General features: G+C 67.4%; 15 protein-coding genes and 1 tRNA gene. 5 read left to right on the forward strand and 11 right to left on the reverse strand.

Annotated elements, in window-relative coordinates; genetic code table 11:
- Nucleotides 1-148 precede the first annotated feature (148 nt).
- Nucleotides 149-1903: a glycoside hydrolase family 13 protein gene (locus ABV606_RS04960; protein ID WP_353988584.1), complete on the forward strand. Its 1755-nt coding sequence runs from the start codon at nt 149-151 to the stop codon at nt 1901-1903.
- A gap of 41 nt (nt 1904-1944) precedes the next feature.
- Here ABV606_RS04960 and ABV606_RS04965 read toward each other — a convergent pair whose 3' ends face one another.
- The 7 genes from ABV606_RS04965 to ABV606_RS04995 all read right to left on the reverse strand — a co-directional run bounded on the left by ABV606_RS04965 (nt 1945) and on the right by ABV606_RS04995 (nt 9407).
- A complete protein-coding gene (locus tag ABV606_RS04965) occupies nt 1945-3330 on the reverse strand; it encodes a M23 family metallopeptidase (RefSeq protein WP_353988585.1) in 1386 nt (461 codons plus the stop codon).
- A 204-nt stretch (nt 3331-3534) separates the two neighbouring features.
- Entirely contained in the window at nt 3535-4350 is an 816-nt protein-coding gene (locus ABV606_RS04970) for an inositol monophosphatase family protein (RefSeq protein ID WP_353988586.1), read from the reverse strand.
- A 50-nt stretch (nt 4351-4400) separates the two neighbouring features.
- On the reverse strand, nt 4401-5369 hold the full coding sequence (locus ABV606_RS04975) for an NAD-dependent epimerase/dehydratase family protein (RefSeq protein WP_353988587.1): 969 nt from the start codon (nt 5367-5369) through the stop codon (nt 4401-4403).
- Nucleotides 5362-6360 carry a zinc-dependent alcohol dehydrogenase gene (locus ABV606_RS04980; RefSeq protein WP_353988588.1) on the reverse strand — a complete coding sequence of 333 codons (999 nt, stop codon included), beginning with the start codon at nt 6358-6360 and terminating at the stop codon, nt 5362-5364. The genes ABV606_RS04975 and ABV606_RS04980 overlap by 8 nt, the downstream gene beginning before the upstream one ends.
- 10 nt (nt 6361-6370) lie before the next feature.
- Nucleotides 6371-7117: a hypothetical protein gene (locus ABV606_RS04985; protein ID WP_281488676.1), complete on the reverse strand. Its 747-nt coding sequence runs from the start codon at nt 7115-7117 to the stop codon at nt 6371-6373.
- A 59-nt stretch (nt 7118-7176) separates the two neighbouring features.
- Complete coding sequence (locus ABV606_RS04990; protein ID WP_353988589.1) at nt 7177-8211, reverse strand: zinc-dependent alcohol dehydrogenase; 1035 nt, start codon at nt 8209-8211, stop codon at nt 7177-7179.
- Nucleotides 8212-8366: 155 nt separating this feature from the next.
- A complete protein-coding gene (locus tag ABV606_RS04995; RefSeq protein ID WP_353988590.1) occupies nt 8367-9407 on the reverse strand; it encodes a DctP family TRAP transporter solute-binding subunit in 1041 nt (346 codons plus the stop codon).
- Nucleotides 9408-9665: 258 nt separating this feature from the next.
- Here ABV606_RS04995 and ABV606_RS05000 point away from each other — a divergent pair, with 258 nt between their 5' ends.
- Nucleotides 9666-11597 carry an amino acid transporter gene (locus ABV606_RS05000; protein ID WP_353988591.1) on the forward strand — a complete coding sequence of 644 codons (1932 nt, stop codon included), beginning with the start codon at nt 9666-9668 and terminating at the stop codon, nt 11595-11597.
- A 197-nt stretch (nt 11598-11794) separates the two neighbouring features.
- Here the strand turns inward: ABV606_RS05000 and ABV606_RS05005 are convergent.
- Nucleotides 11795-11879: transfer RNA gene (locus ABV606_RS05005), tRNA-Tyr, on the reverse strand.
- A 101-nt stretch (nt 11880-11980) separates the two neighbouring features.
- On the opposite strand from ABV606_RS05005, the gene ABV606_RS05010 reads away from it, so the two are divergent.
- A complete protein-coding gene (locus ABV606_RS05010; protein ID WP_281488683.1) occupies nt 11981-12469 on the forward strand; it encodes a YajQ family cyclic di-GMP-binding protein in 489 nt (162 codons plus the stop codon).
- Nucleotides 12470-12550: 81 nt separating this feature from the next.
- Nucleotides 12551-14014 (forward strand): cardiolipin synthase, encoded by a 1464-nt coding sequence (gene cls, locus ABV606_RS05015; RefSeq protein WP_353988592.1) that lies wholly within the window; start codon nt 12551-12553, stop codon nt 14012-14014.
- Here cls and ABV606_RS05020 read toward each other — a convergent pair.
- From ABV606_RS05020 to ABV606_RS05030, 3 genes are all read right to left on the reverse strand, one after another.
- Complete coding sequence (locus ABV606_RS05020) at nt 13995-15371, reverse strand: FAD-dependent oxidoreductase (RefSeq protein WP_353988593.1); 1377 nt, start codon at nt 15369-15371, stop codon at nt 13995-13997. The genes cls and ABV606_RS05020 overlap by 20 nt on opposite strands.
- 83 nt (nt 15372-15454) lie before the next feature.
- The gene (locus ABV606_RS05025) at nt 15455-16513 is read right to left on the reverse strand and encodes a polyprenyl synthetase family protein (RefSeq protein ID WP_281489034.1); all 1059 of its coding nucleotides are present in this window, start codon (nt 16511-16513) and stop codon (nt 15455-15457) included.
- An 11-nt stretch (nt 16514-16524) separates the two neighbouring features.
- Entirely contained in the window at nt 16525-17637 is a 1113-nt protein-coding gene (locus ABV606_RS05030) for a class I SAM-dependent methyltransferase (RefSeq protein WP_353988594.1), read from the reverse strand.
- Between the two features lie 121 nt (nt 17638-17758).
- Here ABV606_RS05030 and ABV606_RS05035 point away from each other — a divergent pair, with 121 nt between their 5' ends.
- Complete coding sequence (locus ABV606_RS05035; RefSeq protein ID WP_281488687.1) at nt 17759-19063, forward strand: isochorismate synthase; 1305 nt, start codon at nt 17759-17761, stop codon at nt 19061-19063.
- Nucleotides 19064-19066 lie beyond the last annotated feature (3 nt).

A 19066-nucleotide genomic window follows, 5' to 3' on the forward strand; every position in this document is an offset into this window, starting at 1 on the left:
GGGTGCGCAGCTTCTGCAGGTACGAGCAACTCGGCCCGGATGAGGCGACTGCCCGCTCGTCATGCTGACGCCTGCACTGCTGACAGACCGCACCGGATCGACTCGAAGGGGGCTGACGCGCCACCGTGCCGCTCGTATGGTGGGCCGCATGGCTGACCCTCTGCAGCATCCCGGCCCCCATGAATTCGCAACGGATGACGCGGGCGCACAGCGCGACGTCACGCAACAAGCCGCAAGCGAATCCGCGCCGCCCGAGTGGTGGCGCACCGCGGTGATCTACCAGGTGTACCCGCGTTCGTTCGCAGATGCTTCGGGTGACGGCATCGGAGACCTGCCGGGCATCACCTCGCGGCTCGACGCGCTCGTCGAGTTGGGAGTCGACGCCGTGTGGCTGTCGCCCTTCTACCGTTCGCCGCAGCGTGACGCGGGCTACGACGTGAGCGACTATTGCGATGTCGACCCCCTCTTCGGCACGCTCGCCAGTTTCGACCGGATGCTTGAAGCCGCCCACCAGCGCGGCCTTCGCGTGATCATCGACCTCGTGCCCAATCACTCGTCGAGCGAGCACCCGTGGTTCCAGGCGGCGCTGGAGGCGGGGCCTGGCTCGCCCGAACGCGCCCGGTACCTGTTCCGCGACGGCAAGGGCGAGCACGGAGAGCTTCCGCCGAACAACTGGGAGTCGGTCTTCGGAGGGCCGGCATGGACTCGCGTGATCGAGGCAGACGGTGAGCCCGGCCAGTGGTACCTGCACCTTTTCGACACATCGCAGCCCGACTTCGACTGGAGCAACCCCGCAGTGCGGGAGCTCTTCAGAGGGGTGCTGCGGTTCTGGCTCGACCGGGGCGTCGACGGGTTCCGTGTCGACGTCGCCCACGGCTTGGTGAAGGCCGAGGGCCTGCCCGACCTCGAGCTTCCAGAAGCGGGAGGCAGTCTGGGTGGCTCGCGCGAGGCGCGGATCGTTCCCTACTGGGCGCAGGAGGGCGTGCACGAGGTGTATCGCGACTGGCGCCGGCTGCTCGAAGAGTACGAGGGCGATCGGGTGCTCGTCGCTGAAGCGTGGGTCGATCCGCTCGAGATGGTGGCGAGCTGGGTCCGGCCGGATGAGATGCATCAGGCGTTCAACTTCTCGTATCTCATGAGCCCATGGCGTGCCGATGCGCTGCGCGAAGTGATCGACGACTCGCTCGCAGCGTTCGGAGGCGTAGGCGCCCCGAGCACGTGGGTGTTGAGCAACCATGACGTGATCCGACATGCGACGCGCCTCGCGCTCGGCGAGGACCACCTCCAAGGGCACGGCATCGGCCCCAAGACTCAGGGCCTACCCGACCGGATGCCGGCGCTTCGTCGTGCGAGGGCGGCGACCGGCTTGATGCTCGCCCTGCCCGGCAGCGCCTATGTCTATCAAGGCGAAGAACTCGGTCTGCCTGAGGTGACCGACTTGCCCGACCACGCACGGCAGGACCCGACCTGGTTCCGCACCAAGGGCGAGCGCTACGGACGTGACGGATGCCGGGTGCCGATCCCCTGGGAAGCCGACGCGCCCGCGTACGGCTTCAGCGAGAGCAGTTCCTCCTGGTTGCCGCAACCGTCCGAGTGGCGGGAACTGGCCCGTGACAGACAGCTCGGCGACCCGTCGAGCACGCTCGAGTTCTATCGCGCGGCGTTGCGGCTCCGTTCCGAGTTCGCACTCGGGGCCGGCGAACTCGAATGGCTGTCGGAGCTCGAGGGCGAGCGGATGCCGGAGGGGGTGCTCGCGTTCAGGAACAACAGTCTCATCGTCGTGGCGAACGTCGGTGCGGACGAGGCGCGGGTGCCCGAGGGAACGCTCTTGCTCGCGAGCGGCGAGGTGCCGGACGGGATCCTGCCCGCTGACACGACTGTCTGGGTACTGCCGGCCCGCTGATCGGCGGTCAGCTGACGCTCGCGGTCAACTGGCGTTCGTAGTCAACTGGCGTTCGCGGTGAGCCAGACGTAAGGGTCGACGTGCGTGCCGTTCACGAGGATCTCAAGGTGCAGGTGGGGGCCGGTCGATTGGCCGGTGCTGCCGACGAGACCGACGAACTCACCCACGCCGATCGGGTCGCCGACGACCAAGGGGCTGGAGTCCCACTGCATGTGGGCGTAGCGCGTGACGACCGTTTGACCGTTCAGTTCGTGCTGCAGGTAGACATAGTGGCCGTAGCTGCCCCCGTTGCCGACCTCGATCACCACTCCGTCGGCGATCGAATAGATCGGCGTTCCCGCGCCTGGCGTCAGGTCGAGCCCGCGGTGGTTCGTGGAGCACCCACGGCAGGGCGCAGATCGGTCACCAAAGCCCGAGCTGATGGGCACCGTGTATGGGAAGGGCCACCGGATCGCACCGGTGCCCGTGCTCACGTAGTTGTAGCTGCGGGTGCCGTAGGTCTGGCGCAGCACCTGCGCGCGCGTCGTGACGGTGTAGTCGTCGCGAAGGCTCTGCGCCGCGACAGTTTCAGCGCTGCCGTCTTCGATTGCGAGCTGCTGGGCTGCAGGCTTGAGCGCGGCCGAGGTCGACGCGTCCGTGAAGCTCTCGGAACGGAAGGCATTGGCAGGCAATGTGGTGCCAACGAGCAGCGCGCCGGCGAAGAGCAGCGCCGCTCCCGAGTACACCTTGCGCAGCACACCGACGGTTCGCGCCGATCGCTCCTTGCGTGGGGCCGAAGCGGCGGCCGAAGCGGTCCGCGGCGTCGACGCGGCACGCGGGGCCCTCGCGATCCGAGCGATGCGCGCATCGGAGCGCGCGGCACGGCGGCGAGCCGTTGCCGCACGGCGGGTGAGCTCAACGTCCGGCGCCATTGCTGCGGCTGGCGCGGCATCGAGGTCGGCCGCGAGGGGAGAAGCCGCGCTGGCGCCGTTGGAAGTCTGAGAAGTCGTTTCGGCGACCTTCGCCTCGGATGCCGTCCCTGCCTCAGACACGGGCCCAACAGTTACGAGGGCGCTCGAGGTCGTCTCCATCGCCTCTGCTGCCGCTTCGACCATCGCCATCATCACGGTCTCAACGGGCGACAGCTCTGGCGACGCAGGCGCCTCCTCGGCGAGGCTCTTCGCCGTCTCACGCTGAAGAGTGGCGGATGCCGCGGCATCCTGTGCCAGCGAGTCGATCGAGTGAGCGGCGACGGCGCCGGTCGACGGCATCGAGATGATCCGCATCGGCGCGGTCTCGAGTGCCGCCGCGCGCTCGCGCTCCGCGCGACGTTCGAGCTCTCGCAGCGCTCTGCGCGTGAGCGGGAAGTCGGTGGCGCCCGCAACGTCGGAGGGGCTGGGGGTGCCGGAACCGCGATCTGAGACTGGGTTGACGCCGCGCTGAGTCACGTCGGCGTGTCCGGTTGGATGCAGCGACCTCTCCTCACGCGGCGGGCCCGGCGGGCCGAAACGAACTCTGATCTGCCGAACACGTCAACAGATAACGGATTGATAAAGGCTAGCGAATCTCAACCCGACTTCGCGAGTCGAATTTTCTTCCCGTTTCCGTTCAGCGAAAAATCCGCGAGTTTCCGGGCGACGCCTCGGCGCGTCTCAAACCATTCGCCCGCCGCGGCCGGCGTCGAGTTCGGTGAGCACGTCGAGCAGTTCTGTCGCGAGCTTCGGCTCTGCCGCGAGGGTGAGGTCGGCATCCGCGGCGCCGTGCCATCCGCGCACCGTCGCGCCCGCCTCGCTCGCGATGAGCGCCGCAGCTGCGTGGTCCCACGGTTGCAGGCCGCGCTCGAAATAGGCGTTCAACCGCCCGGCCGCAACACCGCAGAGGTCGAGCGACGCGGTACCCATTCGCCTGATGTCGCGAACGCGGGGCAGCAGCGCGGCGACGATCTCGCCCTGCGTGCGACGTCCCTCTGCCGTGTACGCGAATCCGGTCGCGACAAGGGCGTGATCGAGGTCGACGTAGGACGCGATCTCGAGCCGCTCGCCATCGAGGAACGCGCCCTGGCCCGCGGTGGCCCACCACTCTTCGCCGGTCGGAACGTTGAGCACGCATCCGGCGAGCGCGCGCCAGCTCTTCGGGTCGGGGTCGCCTTCGACGGCCGCGACGCTCACCGCGTAGTGCGGGATGCCGTAGAGAAAGTTGACTGTGCCGTCGATGGGGTCGATCACCCAGGTGAGCCCGGTGCTGCCCTCTTCGGCACCTGACTCCTCGCCGTAGAACCCGTCGTTCGGCCGCGCGTCGGCAAGCATGCCGCGGATGAGCGCTTCAGCCTCGCGGTCGGTCTCAGTGACCACGTCGGTCAACGACGACTTGCTGGCAGCAACGCTCACGCCGACGGCGCGCCGTTCGGCGATCAGTGCAGCGGCGGATGCTGCGACCTCCCGTGCCGTCAGAAGCAGTTGGTCGCTCACATCACTCCTCAGGGATCAGCCGGCTCGCATCGGCTGAGTTGCCGCCGAAGTCAGTGCCGGTAGTACGCGATGGTCTGCTCGAGGCCATCCCGCAGTTCGGTGCGCAGCACATCGTCGCGTCTGGCGCGAAGATCGAGTTCACCGACTTCAGCGTGGATGCCGAGGTCTCCCGAGCCGCGGCTGATCGCCGATCCCGGAACGAGTTCGCCGAGCAGGCGCACCACGTCATCGATGTCCACCACGGTACCCGCGATGCTGCACGAGTGCGCGCCGTCGAGCGGTTCGAGAGCGCTCACCACGAATGCGTCGGCGACATCGGCCACGTACACCGCGTCGGTGCGGCCGTGCAGCGGGATCTCGTAGCTCTCGCCTCGCGCCGCTGCGCGGCAGGCGAGCGCGATGCCCGCACTCGCTCCGCTCTCGCGGCCCGGCCCGTAGACCACCAGTGGCCTCAGCCCCATCGAGTTCAATCCGAACTGCTCGTAGAACGCCTTCGCGGTGAACTCGGCAGCCAGCTTGTAGGCCCCGTAGAGCGAACGCGGATTGAGATCGAGGGCGGTGGAGGAGTAGACAGCCGCGCTGCTGGCGTACGAGACGCCGGCGATGCCATGACGTCGGGCGGCGTCGAGCACGTTGACCGTGCCGATGACATTGATCTCGGCGCCGCTCACCGGGTGCTCGTTGCAGAACGGCGTGAGCACACCAGCGAGGTGCACGACGGCGTCGACACCGCTCACGGCGTCGCTCACCTGCGCAGCGTCGCGGATGTCGCCCGTCAACCACTCGATGCCGTTCAACCGTTCGCCGAGCAAGTCGGTGATCAGCGGGCTCGGGGCGCCCACATCGAACACGATGGGCCGGTGTCCGCGCTCGAGCAGGTTCTTCACGACCCACGCGCCGATGAAGCCGTTGCCGCCCGTCACGAGAACGGAGCGCGCGCCACCGGGCTTCTCGGAGGCTGCGTCCGCGTGCTGCGGCATTTGCGCCGGCTGCACGTCCGCGCTCTTGGATTCACTCATCTGCGTCACGGCTCCATTCCTCGAACGAGATCACGACCTTGCCCGGCGCGGTCAGCGCCGATTCGTAGGCCCGAGACGCCTCGGCGACGGGGACGACCGCGCTGACGACGGGCGCCACGTCGATCGCTCCATCGCGCACCGCGTTGATCGCGCGCTCGAACCCTGTGGGGTGGTCGTACACGTAGCTGCTGAGCACGCGCACCTGGCGCAGTACGAGGTCTTCGCTCGTGAACTCGAGCGGAGCGCTGCCCATTCCCACGAGCACGATGGCTCCGCCTGGCTCGACTGCGGCGAGCGCCGACTTCCAACCACCGGCGCTGCCCGACGCCTCGAACACGCGGGAGTACCGGGAATCCGGCGCACTCCTCGGGCCGATGCCGAGGTCGGCGACGAACGCGGCCTTCTCGGGCTGGATTTCGGAGAGCTCGACTCGGATGCCTCGGGCCTGCAGCAGCTTCCCCACGAAGACCCCCTGAGCACCGCCTCCGATGATGAGCACACTGTCGCCTTCGCGCACGTCGGCGAGTTCGACCGCTTTCGCGGCGACGGCGAGCGGCTCGATGCAACCGAGCACGGCTAGGGGCCACTCTGCCGGAACAGTGTGCGCGTGCGAGGCCGGCAGCGTGTAGTGCTCACTGCCCGCTCCCGCCTCGGTCATGCCGAGCACGCGCCGGCTCTCGCAGATCGCCGACATGCCGCCCGTGCAGCGCAGGCACTCGCCGCAGCCGATGATCGGTTCGATCACGACTGTCTCGCCCACTCTCGACGGGTCGACCCCGTCGCCCACAGCCGTCACCGTGCCGAAGGCTTCGTGGCCGACCACCCACGGCAGCCGTGGCACGCCGCGATGCCCGAGGTAGCGGCTCAGGTCTGAGCCGCACAGGCCCAGCCCGCGCACGGCGATCCGCAGTTCCCCGGGTGCGGGTTGCGGCGCCGGGGCCACGTCGAGCACTGCCACATCGCATTCGCCAGTGAGCGAGAGGGCCAGCATCCGTCAGTCCTTACTTGGAGCGACGCTCGATGGCGTCGGCGTCGAACGGGGTGCGGGTGACGTGCGTCTCGTCGACCATGTAGTCCACGAGGAACGTGGAGCAGTGGCCGATACGAGCGTCGCCCAGCTCGGCGGCGAGCGCCTCGATCTTCTCGCGCACGGGGCCGGCGGCATCCGCGGTCAGTGTGTCGACGAAGATCACCGCGAGGTGACGCACGCCGTCGAGTTCGGGGTTGACCGGGCGCAGTTCGGCCTCCTCGGTCTTGTAGTCGGTGATCTCGTCACGCGACTCACCGAGGAACACCGAGCTCACCTTCGGCAGTTCGCCGAGCTCGTCGACGAGGGCACGCAGGCGAGCCTCCAGCTGAGCGAACGTCGCAGTGGCGTCACCAACTGCTTCGATGCGAGCCGTGGTGACGAAAGCGCCGTCGCCGAATCCCTTCTGCAAGGCCGGCACGTTGGCGTACCGCACGAAGTTTTGGAACGACGGCTGGATGCGCTGTGTCCACGGCGTGGGATTGTCGAGACGCTCGAGGTACTGCGTCGAACGGAAGATCTCAGCCTCTCGCGCTTCGTACAGCGTCAGGTACTTCGGCGACTGCGCGGGATCGAGCGCCACTCCCCGGCGGCCGCGGACGAACCCGTCGATGGAGGCCCGCTCGGGCATGTGCTCGAGCGTGTGCCACTCGAGATACGCGTCTTGCGCGGAGGGTTCGATGTCGTGCCAGATCGACAGCACAGCGTCAGCGGTGATCATGTGGGCTCCTTCGTTCAGAGTTTTCAGCAGATGTGGGGTGGTCGAGTCGCGGACGAGGCCTATGGAACGAGGAGGATCTTGTTCGCGCTGCGCGAGCTCGTCAGCAGCTCGAGCGCCGTTTCGACATCGGTGAGCGGCATCCGGTGCGACACGACCTTGAGGGCATCCACGTGCACTGCAGGCAGCACCCGCAACAGCGCGTTCCACGTCGACTCGCTGTAGCCGCGCGAGCCGATGAGCTCCAATTCGCGCAGGACGATCGGCGTCATCAGCAGCTCGCTCGGCCGCGACGCCAGCCCGACGAGTGCCAGCCTGCCGCCTCGGCGCGCCATCGAGATCGCCTGCTCGGGAACCGCAGGATTGCCACTCGTCTCGTAGACGATGTCGGCGCCATCCCAGCCGAGCGACCGCACCACGTCGACCGGGTCGGTCTCGTCGATGTTGACCGGGATGCCGCCCAGTTCGCGGGCGAGCTCGAGCCGTGCCGCATCGGCCCTGGTTCCCGTGACCACGACGTTCGCCGCGCCGGCGTTGCGCGCGAGCACCAGCGTGAGCAACCCGATCGGCCCGCAGCCGATGACTGCGACGAGGTCACCGGGAACGGGCGGCACGCGCTCGATCACCGCGTGCGCCGCGACGGCCAATGGCTCCATGAGCGGCGCGACGGCGGGGTCGCACCCCTCGGGCACGGCGAAACAGTTCTTCTCGGGCACCACCGCGTATTCCGCCCAGCCGCCGTTGATGCCGCCGCCGATGAAGACTCGGCGAACGCACAGTGTCGAGCGTCCGACGGCGCAGTACTCGCACCGACCGCATGCGATCTGGGGGTTCACGCCGACGAGCGTGCCCGGCGCGAGCTCTCCCGTGGTCGACTCGACCACCGTGCCGGCCATCTCGTGTCCGGGCACCAGCGGGAAGATCGCGTTGTACTGGCCGACGATCTGCTCGTGCCAGCGCCAGATGGCGATGTCGGTGCCGCAGATTCCGGCGCCCGTGATCTTGATGAGCGCTTGACCGGGCCGGGGCACGGGCGTTTCGACCTCGCGGAGTTCGAGAGCGCCTGGTTCGGGGGCCGTCTTCACGATCGCGCGCATGTGGGGGCCTTTCGGGGTCGTTGCGATGGTTGGTGCATCCGGGCCAGCGAAACCAGCGAAGGCTGGAAGCAGGCGGGGGCGAAAGAGCCGAGCGCCCGGGCGGGCTCAGCCGCCCGGGCGCTCGGTCTCTTGTCAGGCGTGATGCCGGAGTTGACTCAGTTCGAGGGCGCGCTCTCGCGGATGGCCTTGTAGAACTCAAGGCGCTCACCCGTGTACTTGTTCATGAAGTACGACTCGGCCTTGTTCGCGAATGCGGCCTTGTCGACGTCCTTCACAACCGTGACAGCACCGGTCTCTTCCCACTCGTCGATGATCGCCTGCTCGGCTTCGACGATGCAGTCGTAGTCCTGCTGCCGCGCGTCAGCTGCCGCCTCGGTGAGGGCGTCGCGCTGCTCGTCGGTGAGGCTCTGCCAGGTGTCATCGTTGACGAGCAACAGCTGGACGCCGGTCTGGTGCTCACTGAGGTTCACGTGAGTCTGCACCTCATCGAGGCTCATCGACTTGACGGTCGGGATGGGGTTCTCCTGACCGTCGACGATGCCCTGCTGCAGCGCGACGTAGATCTCCTCGAACGCGACCGCGACGGCAGTCGCGCCGACTGCCTCCGCGTTCATGAGGAACTGCGGGCTGTCGGGGAAGCGCATCTGCAGCGCCGCAAGATCTTCCGGCGTGCGGATCGCCGAGTTCGCGCTGAAGTTGCGCATGCCGAAGAAGAACGGCTCCAGCGTGCGGTAGCCGGTCGCCTCGAGCAGGCCATCAGTGAGTTCGTCGGCAGCGCCGCTGTCGAAGAACTCGAACGCGTGGTCTGCGCCGTCGAACGCATACGCCGTGTCGATGACGCCGATCTCGGGGTACATGCTCGACAGCGCCGAGGGGCCCTGCAGATCGAGGTCGATGTCGCCCGACTTGAGCGCTTCGAATCGCTCGGTGTCGGGGCCCAGCTGGCTGTTGGTGAAGACGTCGATCTTCAGTCCGAGGTCGGTCTGCTCGTTGATTGCATCGCGGATGACGAACGAGCCACACCGGTTGTGCGGGTGATCGTCGGTGAAGCTGGTCGCGAAGGTGAGGGTGGTGGTGCTGGCGGCCTTGTCTCCCTCATCGCCGCCATTCCCGGCGGCACAGCCGGTGAGGGCGAGTCCGATTGCTGCGGAAGTGGCGATGAACGCAGTGCGCTTCCGGTTCAGAGTGCGAGACATCTTTGTCCTTTCGGTGAAGGGGATCAACCCGTCATCGTAGGGAAGGCTCGGAGACCGCGCCGCTGGGCGTCCCACCGAGTGACCCTCGTCGGGGCCGCGATCGAGCAGTCGAGACCGCCAAGCTCCCTGCACATGCACCGTTCGGCCGTTCCGCTGACCCCGGAGGATCGAGTACGGTCCGCTTGAAGTCCGCGCCTGCGGCAGTACGCTGTCGGTGCAGCGCGGGTCCGCGCGGAGCCGCCCTGCATGGAGTGGCTCATGACGGTTCGAGCGTCGCGACTGCGAAGCTGGCTGCTCGACGGACTGACGGATGCCGTCGGGCGGCATCAGGGGCCGCACGCCGTGAAGGTCCACGCCACTCACCCCTGGTGGCGAGTCATGTGTCTCACCGGCGTCGACTACTTCTCGACGCTCGGTTATCAGCCGGCGATCGCGGCGCTGGCCGCCGGCATCCTCTCGCCGTTCGCAACCATCGTGCTCGTCACGCTCACGCTCGCCGGCGCTCTGCCGGTCTACCGTCGCGTGGCGAGTGAGAGCTTCAGGGGGTCGGGCTCGATCTCGATGCTCGAGCGGCTGCTGCCGTGGTGGGCGGGAAAGCTCTTCGTGCTCGTGCTGCTCGGATTCGCGGCCACGGACTTCATGATCACCATCACGCTCTCGTCGGCCGACGCGACCGCGCACATCCTCGAGAATCCATTCACGCCGAGCTGGCTCGAAGGAAGCCAGGTGCCACTGACGCTTGGCCTCATCGCTGTGCTCGGCGCGGTGTTCCTCCGCGGATTCAGAGAGGCGATCGGCATTGCCGTGCCCGTCGTGGCGGTCTACCTCGCGATGAACGCAGTGGTCATCTCAGTTGCCATCTACGAGGTGCTGCTGCACCCAGTGGCGATCCCCGATTGGTGGGCGGCGCTGACGACGCAGCACGGCAACCCATGGGTCATCGCGGGCATCGCGCTGATCGTGTTCCCGAAGCTCGCCCTCGGCCTCTCCGGGTTCGAGACCGGGGTGGCGGTCATGCCGCAGGTGCAGGGCAGGCGGGGCGATACCGAGAACGATCCTGTCGGCCGAATCAAGGGCACGAAGCGATTACTAACGACGGCGGCGCTGATCATGAGCGGGTTCCTGCTCACCTCGAGCTTCGTGACGACACTGCTCATTCCGCATCAGGAGTTCGAGCCAGGCGGCGAAGCGAATGGACGAGCACTCGCCTATCTCGCGCACAAGTACCTGGGCGCCGAGTTCGGCACCGTGTACGACGCCAGCACGATCCTCATCCTCTGGTTCGCCGGCGCCTCTGCCATGGCCGGGCTGCTGAACCTCGTTCCGCGGTATCTGCCCAGGTACGGAATGGCGCCCGCGTGGGCTCGGGCGATCCGGCCCCTCGTGCTCGTGTTCACGGCGATCGCGTTCCTGATCACGATCGAGTTCGGTGCCGACGTGGATGCACAGGGCGGCGCGTACGCGACCGGCGTGCTCGTCCTCATGACATTCGCCGCGATCGCCGTCACGCTCTCGGCCCGCCGTCGCCGAAGACGCGCCTCGACCATCGGATTCGCGACGGTCTCCGTGGTGTTCATCTACACCACAGTGGCGAACGTGATCGAGCGGCCCGACGGCATCCGCATCGCGAGCCTATTCATCCTGGGGATCGTCGCCGTCTCGCTGGTCTCGCGCGTGCAGCGCTCGTTCGAGCTGCGGGCGACGTCCGTGACCTTCGATGCCCAGGCTCTCGAGTTCATCAGAGAGGATGCCGAGCGCGGTGCTGTGCGGATCATCGCCCACGATCCGGATGTCGACTCTCCGGAGGAGTACCGCCGGAAGAACCTCGACGAGCGCCGGTTCAGCCACATCCCGTCGAACTCCCCCACGATCTTCCTCGAAGTGACGGTGGCCGACTCCTCAGACTTCGAGGACGACCTCCGCGTGGTCGGAGCTCGCGTCGGGGGCTTTCGCGTGCTTCGGGTCAGAGCGACCAGCATCCCGAACGCGCTCGCGGCCCTGCTGCTCGAGATCCGCAACCTCACCGGCGTGGTGCCGACCATCTACTTCGCCTGGACCGAGGGCAACCCCATCACGAACATGTTCAAGTTCCTCTTCACCGGCGGCGGCGAGGTCGCGTCGGTCACCCGCGAAGTGCTGCGCGAGAGCGAGCCCGACCCGAAGCGCCGCCCCTCAGTGCACGTGAGCTGATGCGGCACCTCGATCGCGGCCTCGCGGCGCCCACCGCTGCCCGTCTCGGCCAGAGTCGCCGTCGCGCGGCCAGTGTTGCAACCCAGGCAGGTGAAGCGAACCCCAGCCAACTCCGAAACGAAGCTCCGGATGCCGCGCCACCGCGGCCAGCAGCACCCCCGAACGCGAAAACCCCGCCGGAGCGGGGCTTTCGCACATGGTGGCGAGTGAGGGATTCGAACCCCCGAAGGCTACGCCAGCTGATTTACAGTCAGATCCCTTTGGCCGCTTGGGTAACTCGCCTTGATGCGCTTCCGCCCAGTGTGATCACCAGTCGAACGCGCGCAATACAGCATACAAGGCCACGAGGCTCACCTTTGACCACCGCGGCTACACTCGGCGGCATGGCAGATTCCTCATTCGACATCGTCAGCAAGGTCGACAAGATGGAGGCGGACAACGCCGTCAACCAGGCGCAGAAGGAGATCGCGCAGCGCTACGACTTCAAGGGCGTCGGCGCGTCGATCGAGTGGAGCGGCGAGAAGCTGCTGCTGAAGGCCAGCACCGAGGAGCGAGTGAAGGCCGTGCTCGACGTGCTCGAGCAGAAGTTCATCAAGCGCGGCGTGAGCCTGCGCTCTCTCGACAGCGGCGAGCCATTCGCCAGCGGCAAGGAGTTCCGCATCGAGGTCGGGCTCAAGAACGGCATCGCGAGCGACGACGCGAAGAAGATCTCGAAGATCATCCGCGACGAGGCTCCCAAGAGCGTGAAGAGCCAGATCCAGGGCGACGAGTTGCGCGTGCAGTCGAAGAGCCGCGACGACCTGCAGGCGACGATCGCGCTGCTCAAGGGCAAGGATCTCGACGTCGCGCTGCAGTTCATCAACTTCCGCTGATCTGCTGCCGCATGAAGCCCCCCAGCGCGACGGCGGCCGGGCACAGCTGAGAGGCGTACCGCACTCACTATCCTCAACACTATGAACCCGGCATCGATCACTGTATGGATCGGTGCCGCGCTCATCGTGATCGATATCGCGGTGCGCATCACCGCTCTCATCGTGGTGCCGCGCAATCGCAAGCCGCAGACGGCAACGGCCTGGCTGCTCGCCATCTTCCTGCTGCCGTACATCGGCATCCTGCTCTACCTGTTCATCGGGTCGACCAAGCTGCCGAAGAAGCGCCGTCAGCGACAGCAGGCGATCAATCAGTACATCCTCGAAACGACCGACGGCATCGAGTTCGTGCGCACCGAGCCGCCTTGGCCCGACTGGCTCGGGCCGATCGTCGAGATGAACCGCACCCTCGGCGCCATGCCGATGGTCGGCGGCAACCGGGCTGCGCTCTTCTCCGGCTACGAGGAATCACTGCAGGCGATGACGGATGCCGTGAACTCCGCCGAGCGCTACGTTCACGCCGAGTTCTACATCATGAATCTCGACAAGACGAGCGCGCCCTTCTTCGACGCACTGCAAGCCGCTCACGAACGTGGTGTGACAGTGCGCGTACTGCTCGACCACATCGCGTCGTGGCGCTACCCGGGATATCGGCGCACGATCAAGCGTCTGAAGCGCAGCGGCGTGCAGTGGCAGCTCATGCTGCCCGTGCAGCCGCTGCGGGGCAAGTACCAGCGCCCAGACCTCCGGAACCATCGCAAGCTGCTCGTGATCGACGGTGACCTTGCGTTCACCGGGTCGCAGAACATCATCGACGCGAGCTACAACAAGCGGTCGAACAAGCGTCGCGGTCTTCAGTGGAAAGACCTGATGGTGCGCTTCGAGGGCCCCATCGTCGCGGGAATCGATGCCCTCTTCGTCACGGATTGGTACAGCGAGACCGACGAACTGCTGATCCGCGAGACCGAGAGCGCCCGCGCCGTCGAGTCAGCCGTGCCGATGGACTGCCAGGTGGTGCCGAGCGGCCCCGGCTTCGACGGCGAGAACAACCTCAGGCTCTTCAACTCGCTGCTGTACAGCGCACAAGAGCGCATCATCATCACGAGCCCCTATTTCGTGCCCGATGACTCGATGCTCTACGCCATCACCTCGGCGGCCCAGCGCGGGCTCGACGTGCAGCTGTTCGCGAGCGAGATCGGCGACCAGCCGATGGTGTACCACGCGCAGCGCTCCTACTACGAGGAGCTGCTCCGTTCCGGGGTGCGCATCTTCCTCTACCAGGCGCCGACCGTGCTGCACAGCAAGCACTTCACCATCGACGACGAGGTGGCGGTCGTCGGCTCGAGCAATATGGATATGCGCTCGTTCACCCTCAACCTGGAGATCTCGGTGATGGTGCGCTCAGACCAGTTCGTCAAGCAGTTGCGACAGATCGAAGACGACTACCGCAGCCGCAGCACCGAGGTGCTGCTCGACGACTGGCTGCGCAGGCCGTTCCGCACTCAGGTGCTCGACAACGTCGCGCGGCTCACTGCCGGACTGCAGTAGAGATCTTCACCATCTCGTCGCGCGGGACCACCTTGATGCGCGCCCGGCCCTCGGGCTCTCCCAGCGCGATCTCATGCTCGTCGAGCGCGTGCCAACCGTCCAGATCGGTGTACTGGATGCCGCGCGATTCGAGCAGCTCGACGATCGCCTGCTCCTCCGGGTGTGCAGGGTTCCACCAGCTCCCCTGGTCGTTGACCAGGTGCTTCACCGTCTCCATCGCATCGGACTTGGTGTGCCCGATCAGCCCCACGGGCCCCCGCTTGATCCAGCCCGTGGCGTAGACGCCGGGCAACTGCTCGTTGAACTGCCCCGGGCTCGTCGGGTCGTCACGCAGCACGCGGCCCTCGTGGTTCGGGATGACGCCCACGCGCTCGTCGAACGGGATGCCGTCAAGGGGCGAGCCGAAGTACCCCACCGCGCGATACACCGCCTGCACCGGCAGTTCACGGAACTCGCCGGTGCCGACGACTCCGCCTTCACCATCGGGCGCCGTGCGCTCCCAGCGGATGCTCTCGACATGGCCGACGCCCGTGAGTTCGACCGGCCGCGCGAAGAAGTGGAAGTGCAGGCGCCGTGACGCGGAACCCGTCTCGCGCTGCCGCCACTGCTGCAATACTCGATCGATCACCATGACCTGCTTGTTGGTGGCGATCGCGTTCTTCGAGGCGTCGTCGTAGTCGAAGTCCTCGTCGTGGAGGATCATGTCGACGTCGCGCAGCTCGCCGAGCTCGCGGAGCTCCAGCGGGGTGAACTTGACCTGCGCCGGGCCGCGGCGACCGAAGATGTGCACATCGGTGACGGGCGAGCGCTTGAGCCCCTCGTACACGTTGCTCGGGATCTCGGTCGACTGCAGGTCTTCGGGGTGCTTGACCAGCATCCGCGCCACATCGAGAGCGACGTTGCCGTTGCCGATGACGGCGATCGACTGCGCCTCGAGCGGCCACTCGCGAGGAACATCGGGGTGACCGTCGTACCAGCTCACGAACTCGGCCGCACCGTACGATCCCTCGAGGTCGAAGCCCGGCAGCGTGAGGTCGGAATCGCGCATGGCGCCGGTCGCGAAGATGACCGCGTTGTAGTGCTTCTTCAAGTCGGCGAGGGTGATATCGGTGCCGTAGTGCACATTGCCGAAGATGCGGATGTCGCCGCGGTCGAGCACCTCTCGGAGGGCCGTGATGATGCCCTTGATGCGCGGGTGGTCGGGTGCGACCCCGTACCGCACCAATCCGTACGGTGCGGGCAGCGCCTCGAAGAGGTCGATCGAGACATCGAACTGCTTCTCGAGCTTCAGCAGGATGTCAGCGGCGTAGATACCGGCGGGGCCGGCTCCGACGATGGCCAGGCGAAGCTTGGTCACGGTCTTCCTTTCGACTCGATCTACGTCTTGGCTCATCGGTGCGATTTCGCGCCCGACGGTTCTCGGACCCTCGGCCGAGCTGCTCAACTGCTGCGCTCGACCACGGCATCGGCGAAGGTCGACAGCGCCTTCTTCACAGGCCCCTCAGGCAGCGGCTCGAGCGCGGCGACCGCGGCTGAAGCCCAGCGTCTCGCTTCGGCGAGGGTGCGCTCCGTGACCGGGTGGTCACGCAGCGCGGTGATCGCCTGGTCGGCTTCCTCGGGGGTGCCGTCCTGCACATCGCGGGTGATGCGCTCGTGCAACTCGGATGCCGCGGCATCCGTCTGCGCCTGCTGCCTCAAGTACAGCATGGGCAGCGTCGCGACGCCCGCGCGCACATCGGTGCCCGCGGTCTTGCCCGTCTTGTCGGCAGGAGGCGCGAGGTCGATGACGTCGTCGACCAACTGGAAGGCGACGCCCACCCGTTCGCCGTACTCGACGACCGGCTGCTCGAACTCGGCCGGCGCGTTCGAGAACTTCACACCCACCTGCGCGGCGGCCGCGATGAGCGAGCCGGTCTTGTCGGCGAGCACCCCGATGTAGTGCTCGATGGCGTCTTCACCGGGCTTCGGACCGACCGTCTCATGCAGTTGCCCCAGGCAGAGCCGCTCGAAGGTGTCGGCCTGCAGTGCGATGGCGCTCTCACCGAGCGAGGCGATGAGCTTGCTCGCCCGAGCGAAGAGCAAGTCGCCGGTGAGGATCGCGACGGCGTTGCCCCAGCGCATGTGGGCGGCGGGCACCCCGCGGCGAACCGGCGCCTCGTCCATGACATCGTCGTGATACAGCGAGGCGAGGTGCGTGATCTCGATCGCCCTCGCCGCGGTGATCACCTCGTCGGTCGCGCCGTCGCCGAGCTGCGCGGCGATAAGAGCGAGCACCGGGCGCACGCGCTTGCCGCCGGCGTCGAGCAGGTACCGTGCGGTGACATCGGCCAGCTCGTCGGCGAAGCCCATCTCGTCGAACAATCCGGCTTCGACGCGCTCGAGGCCGACTTCGATGGCGCGTGCGAAGCGGCGTTCATCAGCTGATGCGAAGAGGCGGTCGCCGATGCCGAGCGAGGCCGAAAGGCTGCTCCGACGGCGAGCGGGTGCGGTGGGAATCACTGGGGTGCGGCTCACGAGTCGTTCGAACGTTCGGATGCCGGCTCGTTCGCCCCGCGCTTGGCCTCGGGTTCGATGGCGCCGCTCTCGACGGCGGGACGCTGGGGCGCGGGATCAAGGACGGGCTTGCGGCGGGTGGACGGCGTCGGCCTGGTGGTCGTTGCGGCCGTTTCGCCGGCACCCTTGGCGGGCGCAGGCTTCGCGGTCTTGGCTCTTGCAGGCGGAGCCTTCACCGTCGCGGCCTTCGGGGTGGCTGCCTTCGCGGTGGCCTTCGCGGTGGCGGCCTTCGCGGTGGCGGCGTTCACGGCGGCCTCAACTGTGGCGCCGTTGGCCGACCGGCCAGTAGAAGGGTCAGTGGCGGCATCCGCCGGAGCGCTCGGCACGCTGCGGCTCGCGCGGCGGCGCTTCGAGACCGACGCACGAATCGCCGCATCCTCGGGCTTGCGTCCTCGGTGCAGGGCGACGACTCCGGCGGTGAGATTGCGGTGTGCGACGCGGGTGAACCCGGCACCTCTGATCCACTGACTCAGAGTTCCCTGATCTGGCCAGTCCTCGATCGAGTCGGCGAGGTACGAGTAGGCATCGGCATCCGTGCTCGCGATGTTGACGACGGCGGGCATGACCCACTTGAGGTAAGCCTGGTAGCCCGCTCGAACGATCCCGACCGGTGGCTTGCTGAACTCGCAGATCACAAGCCGACCGCCGGGCTTGAGCACGCGGAACATCTCGTCGAGCGCGAGTTTCGGGCGTTGAACGTTCCGCAGCCCGAAACTGATGGTGACGGCATCGAACTCATCGTCACCGAAGGGGAGCGCCTCGGCGTTGCCCTCGATGAACTCGAGCTCGGGATGCCGCCTGCGACCTTCCTCGACCATGCCCCGCGAGAAGTCAAGGGCGACGACCTGGGCGCCCGACCGCGCGAAGGCGGCCGCGCTCGTGCCCGTCCCGGCGGCGACGTCGAGGATGCGCTCGCCCGGTTTCGGGTCGACGGCGCGCACGGTCGCGATGCGCCAGAGAGCGGAGTTACCGACCGAGAGCACGGCGTTCGTGCGATCGTAGCCGCGGGCGACGCTGTCGAACATGCCCGATACCTCTTCCGGGCGCTTGTTCAAGTCGGCCTTGCTCACCACTCCATGCTAGCCGCGTGGCGTCTGGCCGGGACCCGGGCGATGAGGGGAGCCGTGCGGGGCTCTGCAGCGCCGTTCGACCGGGCTGGGGAGGCCCTCGGGAGCGGCATAGGCTGTTGCGGTGTCTGCTGTGTCGTCTGCCGCTGCGTCGTTGCGAGCGGTGACGACGGCGATCGACCTCGACCAGCCGCTGATCCCGCTCGCCGATCCGAGGCATCCGCTCGTATTCGTGCGGCGAGGCGAGGGCGTCGTGGGCTTCGGCGAAGCGCTGCGTCTCGAGTTCGCCGGCGCCGAGCGCATGCGCGAGGCGGCATCCGCGTGGAAGAGCCTCGTCGAGCGCGCGTCTGTGACGGACCCGGTCGGTGTTGCGGGGTCAGGCCTCATCGCCTTCGGCACCTTCGCGTTCAGCGCGCAATCGTCGGCGACCAGCACCCTGATCGTTCCGCGGTTGGTGGTCGGCCGCCGAGGCGACGCCGCCTGGCTGACTCGCATCGACATCGCCGACATGCGCCTCGACGGCGGCACGGCATCCGCCGCACAACCCATCGACGACCTCGCGGATGCAGAAGCGGTGAACCGCGCGCTGAGCCCGGCGCCGTGGGGTCACCCCGTGAAGCTGGCACTCGATGCCGGCACACCGACGGCGTCCGGCTACCTCGCTGCGGTCACGGAGGCTGTGCAGCGGATTCACGACGGCGCGCTCAGCAAGGTCGTGCTGGCGAGAACCCTCACGGGCGAATTGCCGGCGGATGCCGATCTTCGGCGTGTGATCGCCGCGCTCGCGCTCGGCTACCCCGACTGCCACACGTACGCCGTGGATGGTCTGATCGGGTCGAGCCCCGAGACGCTCGTCCGCGTCGAGCAGGGCACGGTGTCGGCCCGGGTGCTGGCGGGCAGCGCGGCGCGGGGTGTCGATCAACGCAGCGACGAGGCGGCAGCGGCAGCGCTCGCCACCAGCACGAAGGACCTCGACGAGCACCGATTCGCGGTGCAGAGCGTGCTGGCGGCGCTCGATCCCTTCGCTCGTGCGCTCTCGAGCGACGAAGTGCCGTTCACGCTGAAGCTCCCGAACCTGTGGCATCTCGCAACCGACGTGGAGGGCACGCTCAGCGCCGGCGCCTCGTCGCTCGACCTCATCGACGCTCTGCATCCCACCGCTGCGGTGGCCGGCACCCCGACAGACACTGCGATGAGGATGCTCGCCGAACTCGAAGGGTTCGATCGCGGCCGGTACGCGGGACCGGTCGGCTGGGTCGACGCCGACGGTGACGGAGAATGGGCCATCGCGCTTCGCGGGGCTCAGATCGACAGCGAAGGACGTGTCACCGCGTTCGCGGGGGCGGGCATCGTGGCCGAATCCGACCCGGAGGCGGAGCTCGCCGAGACGCGGATGAAGTTCAAGCCGGTCGTCGAAGCGTTCGACTGAGAG

Source organism: Ruicaihuangia caeni, from assembly GCF_040536845.1.
In the GTDB taxonomy this organism is placed as follows: Bacteria; Actinomycetota; Actinomycetes; order Actinomycetales; family Microbacteriaceae; genus Ruicaihuangia; species Ruicaihuangia caeni.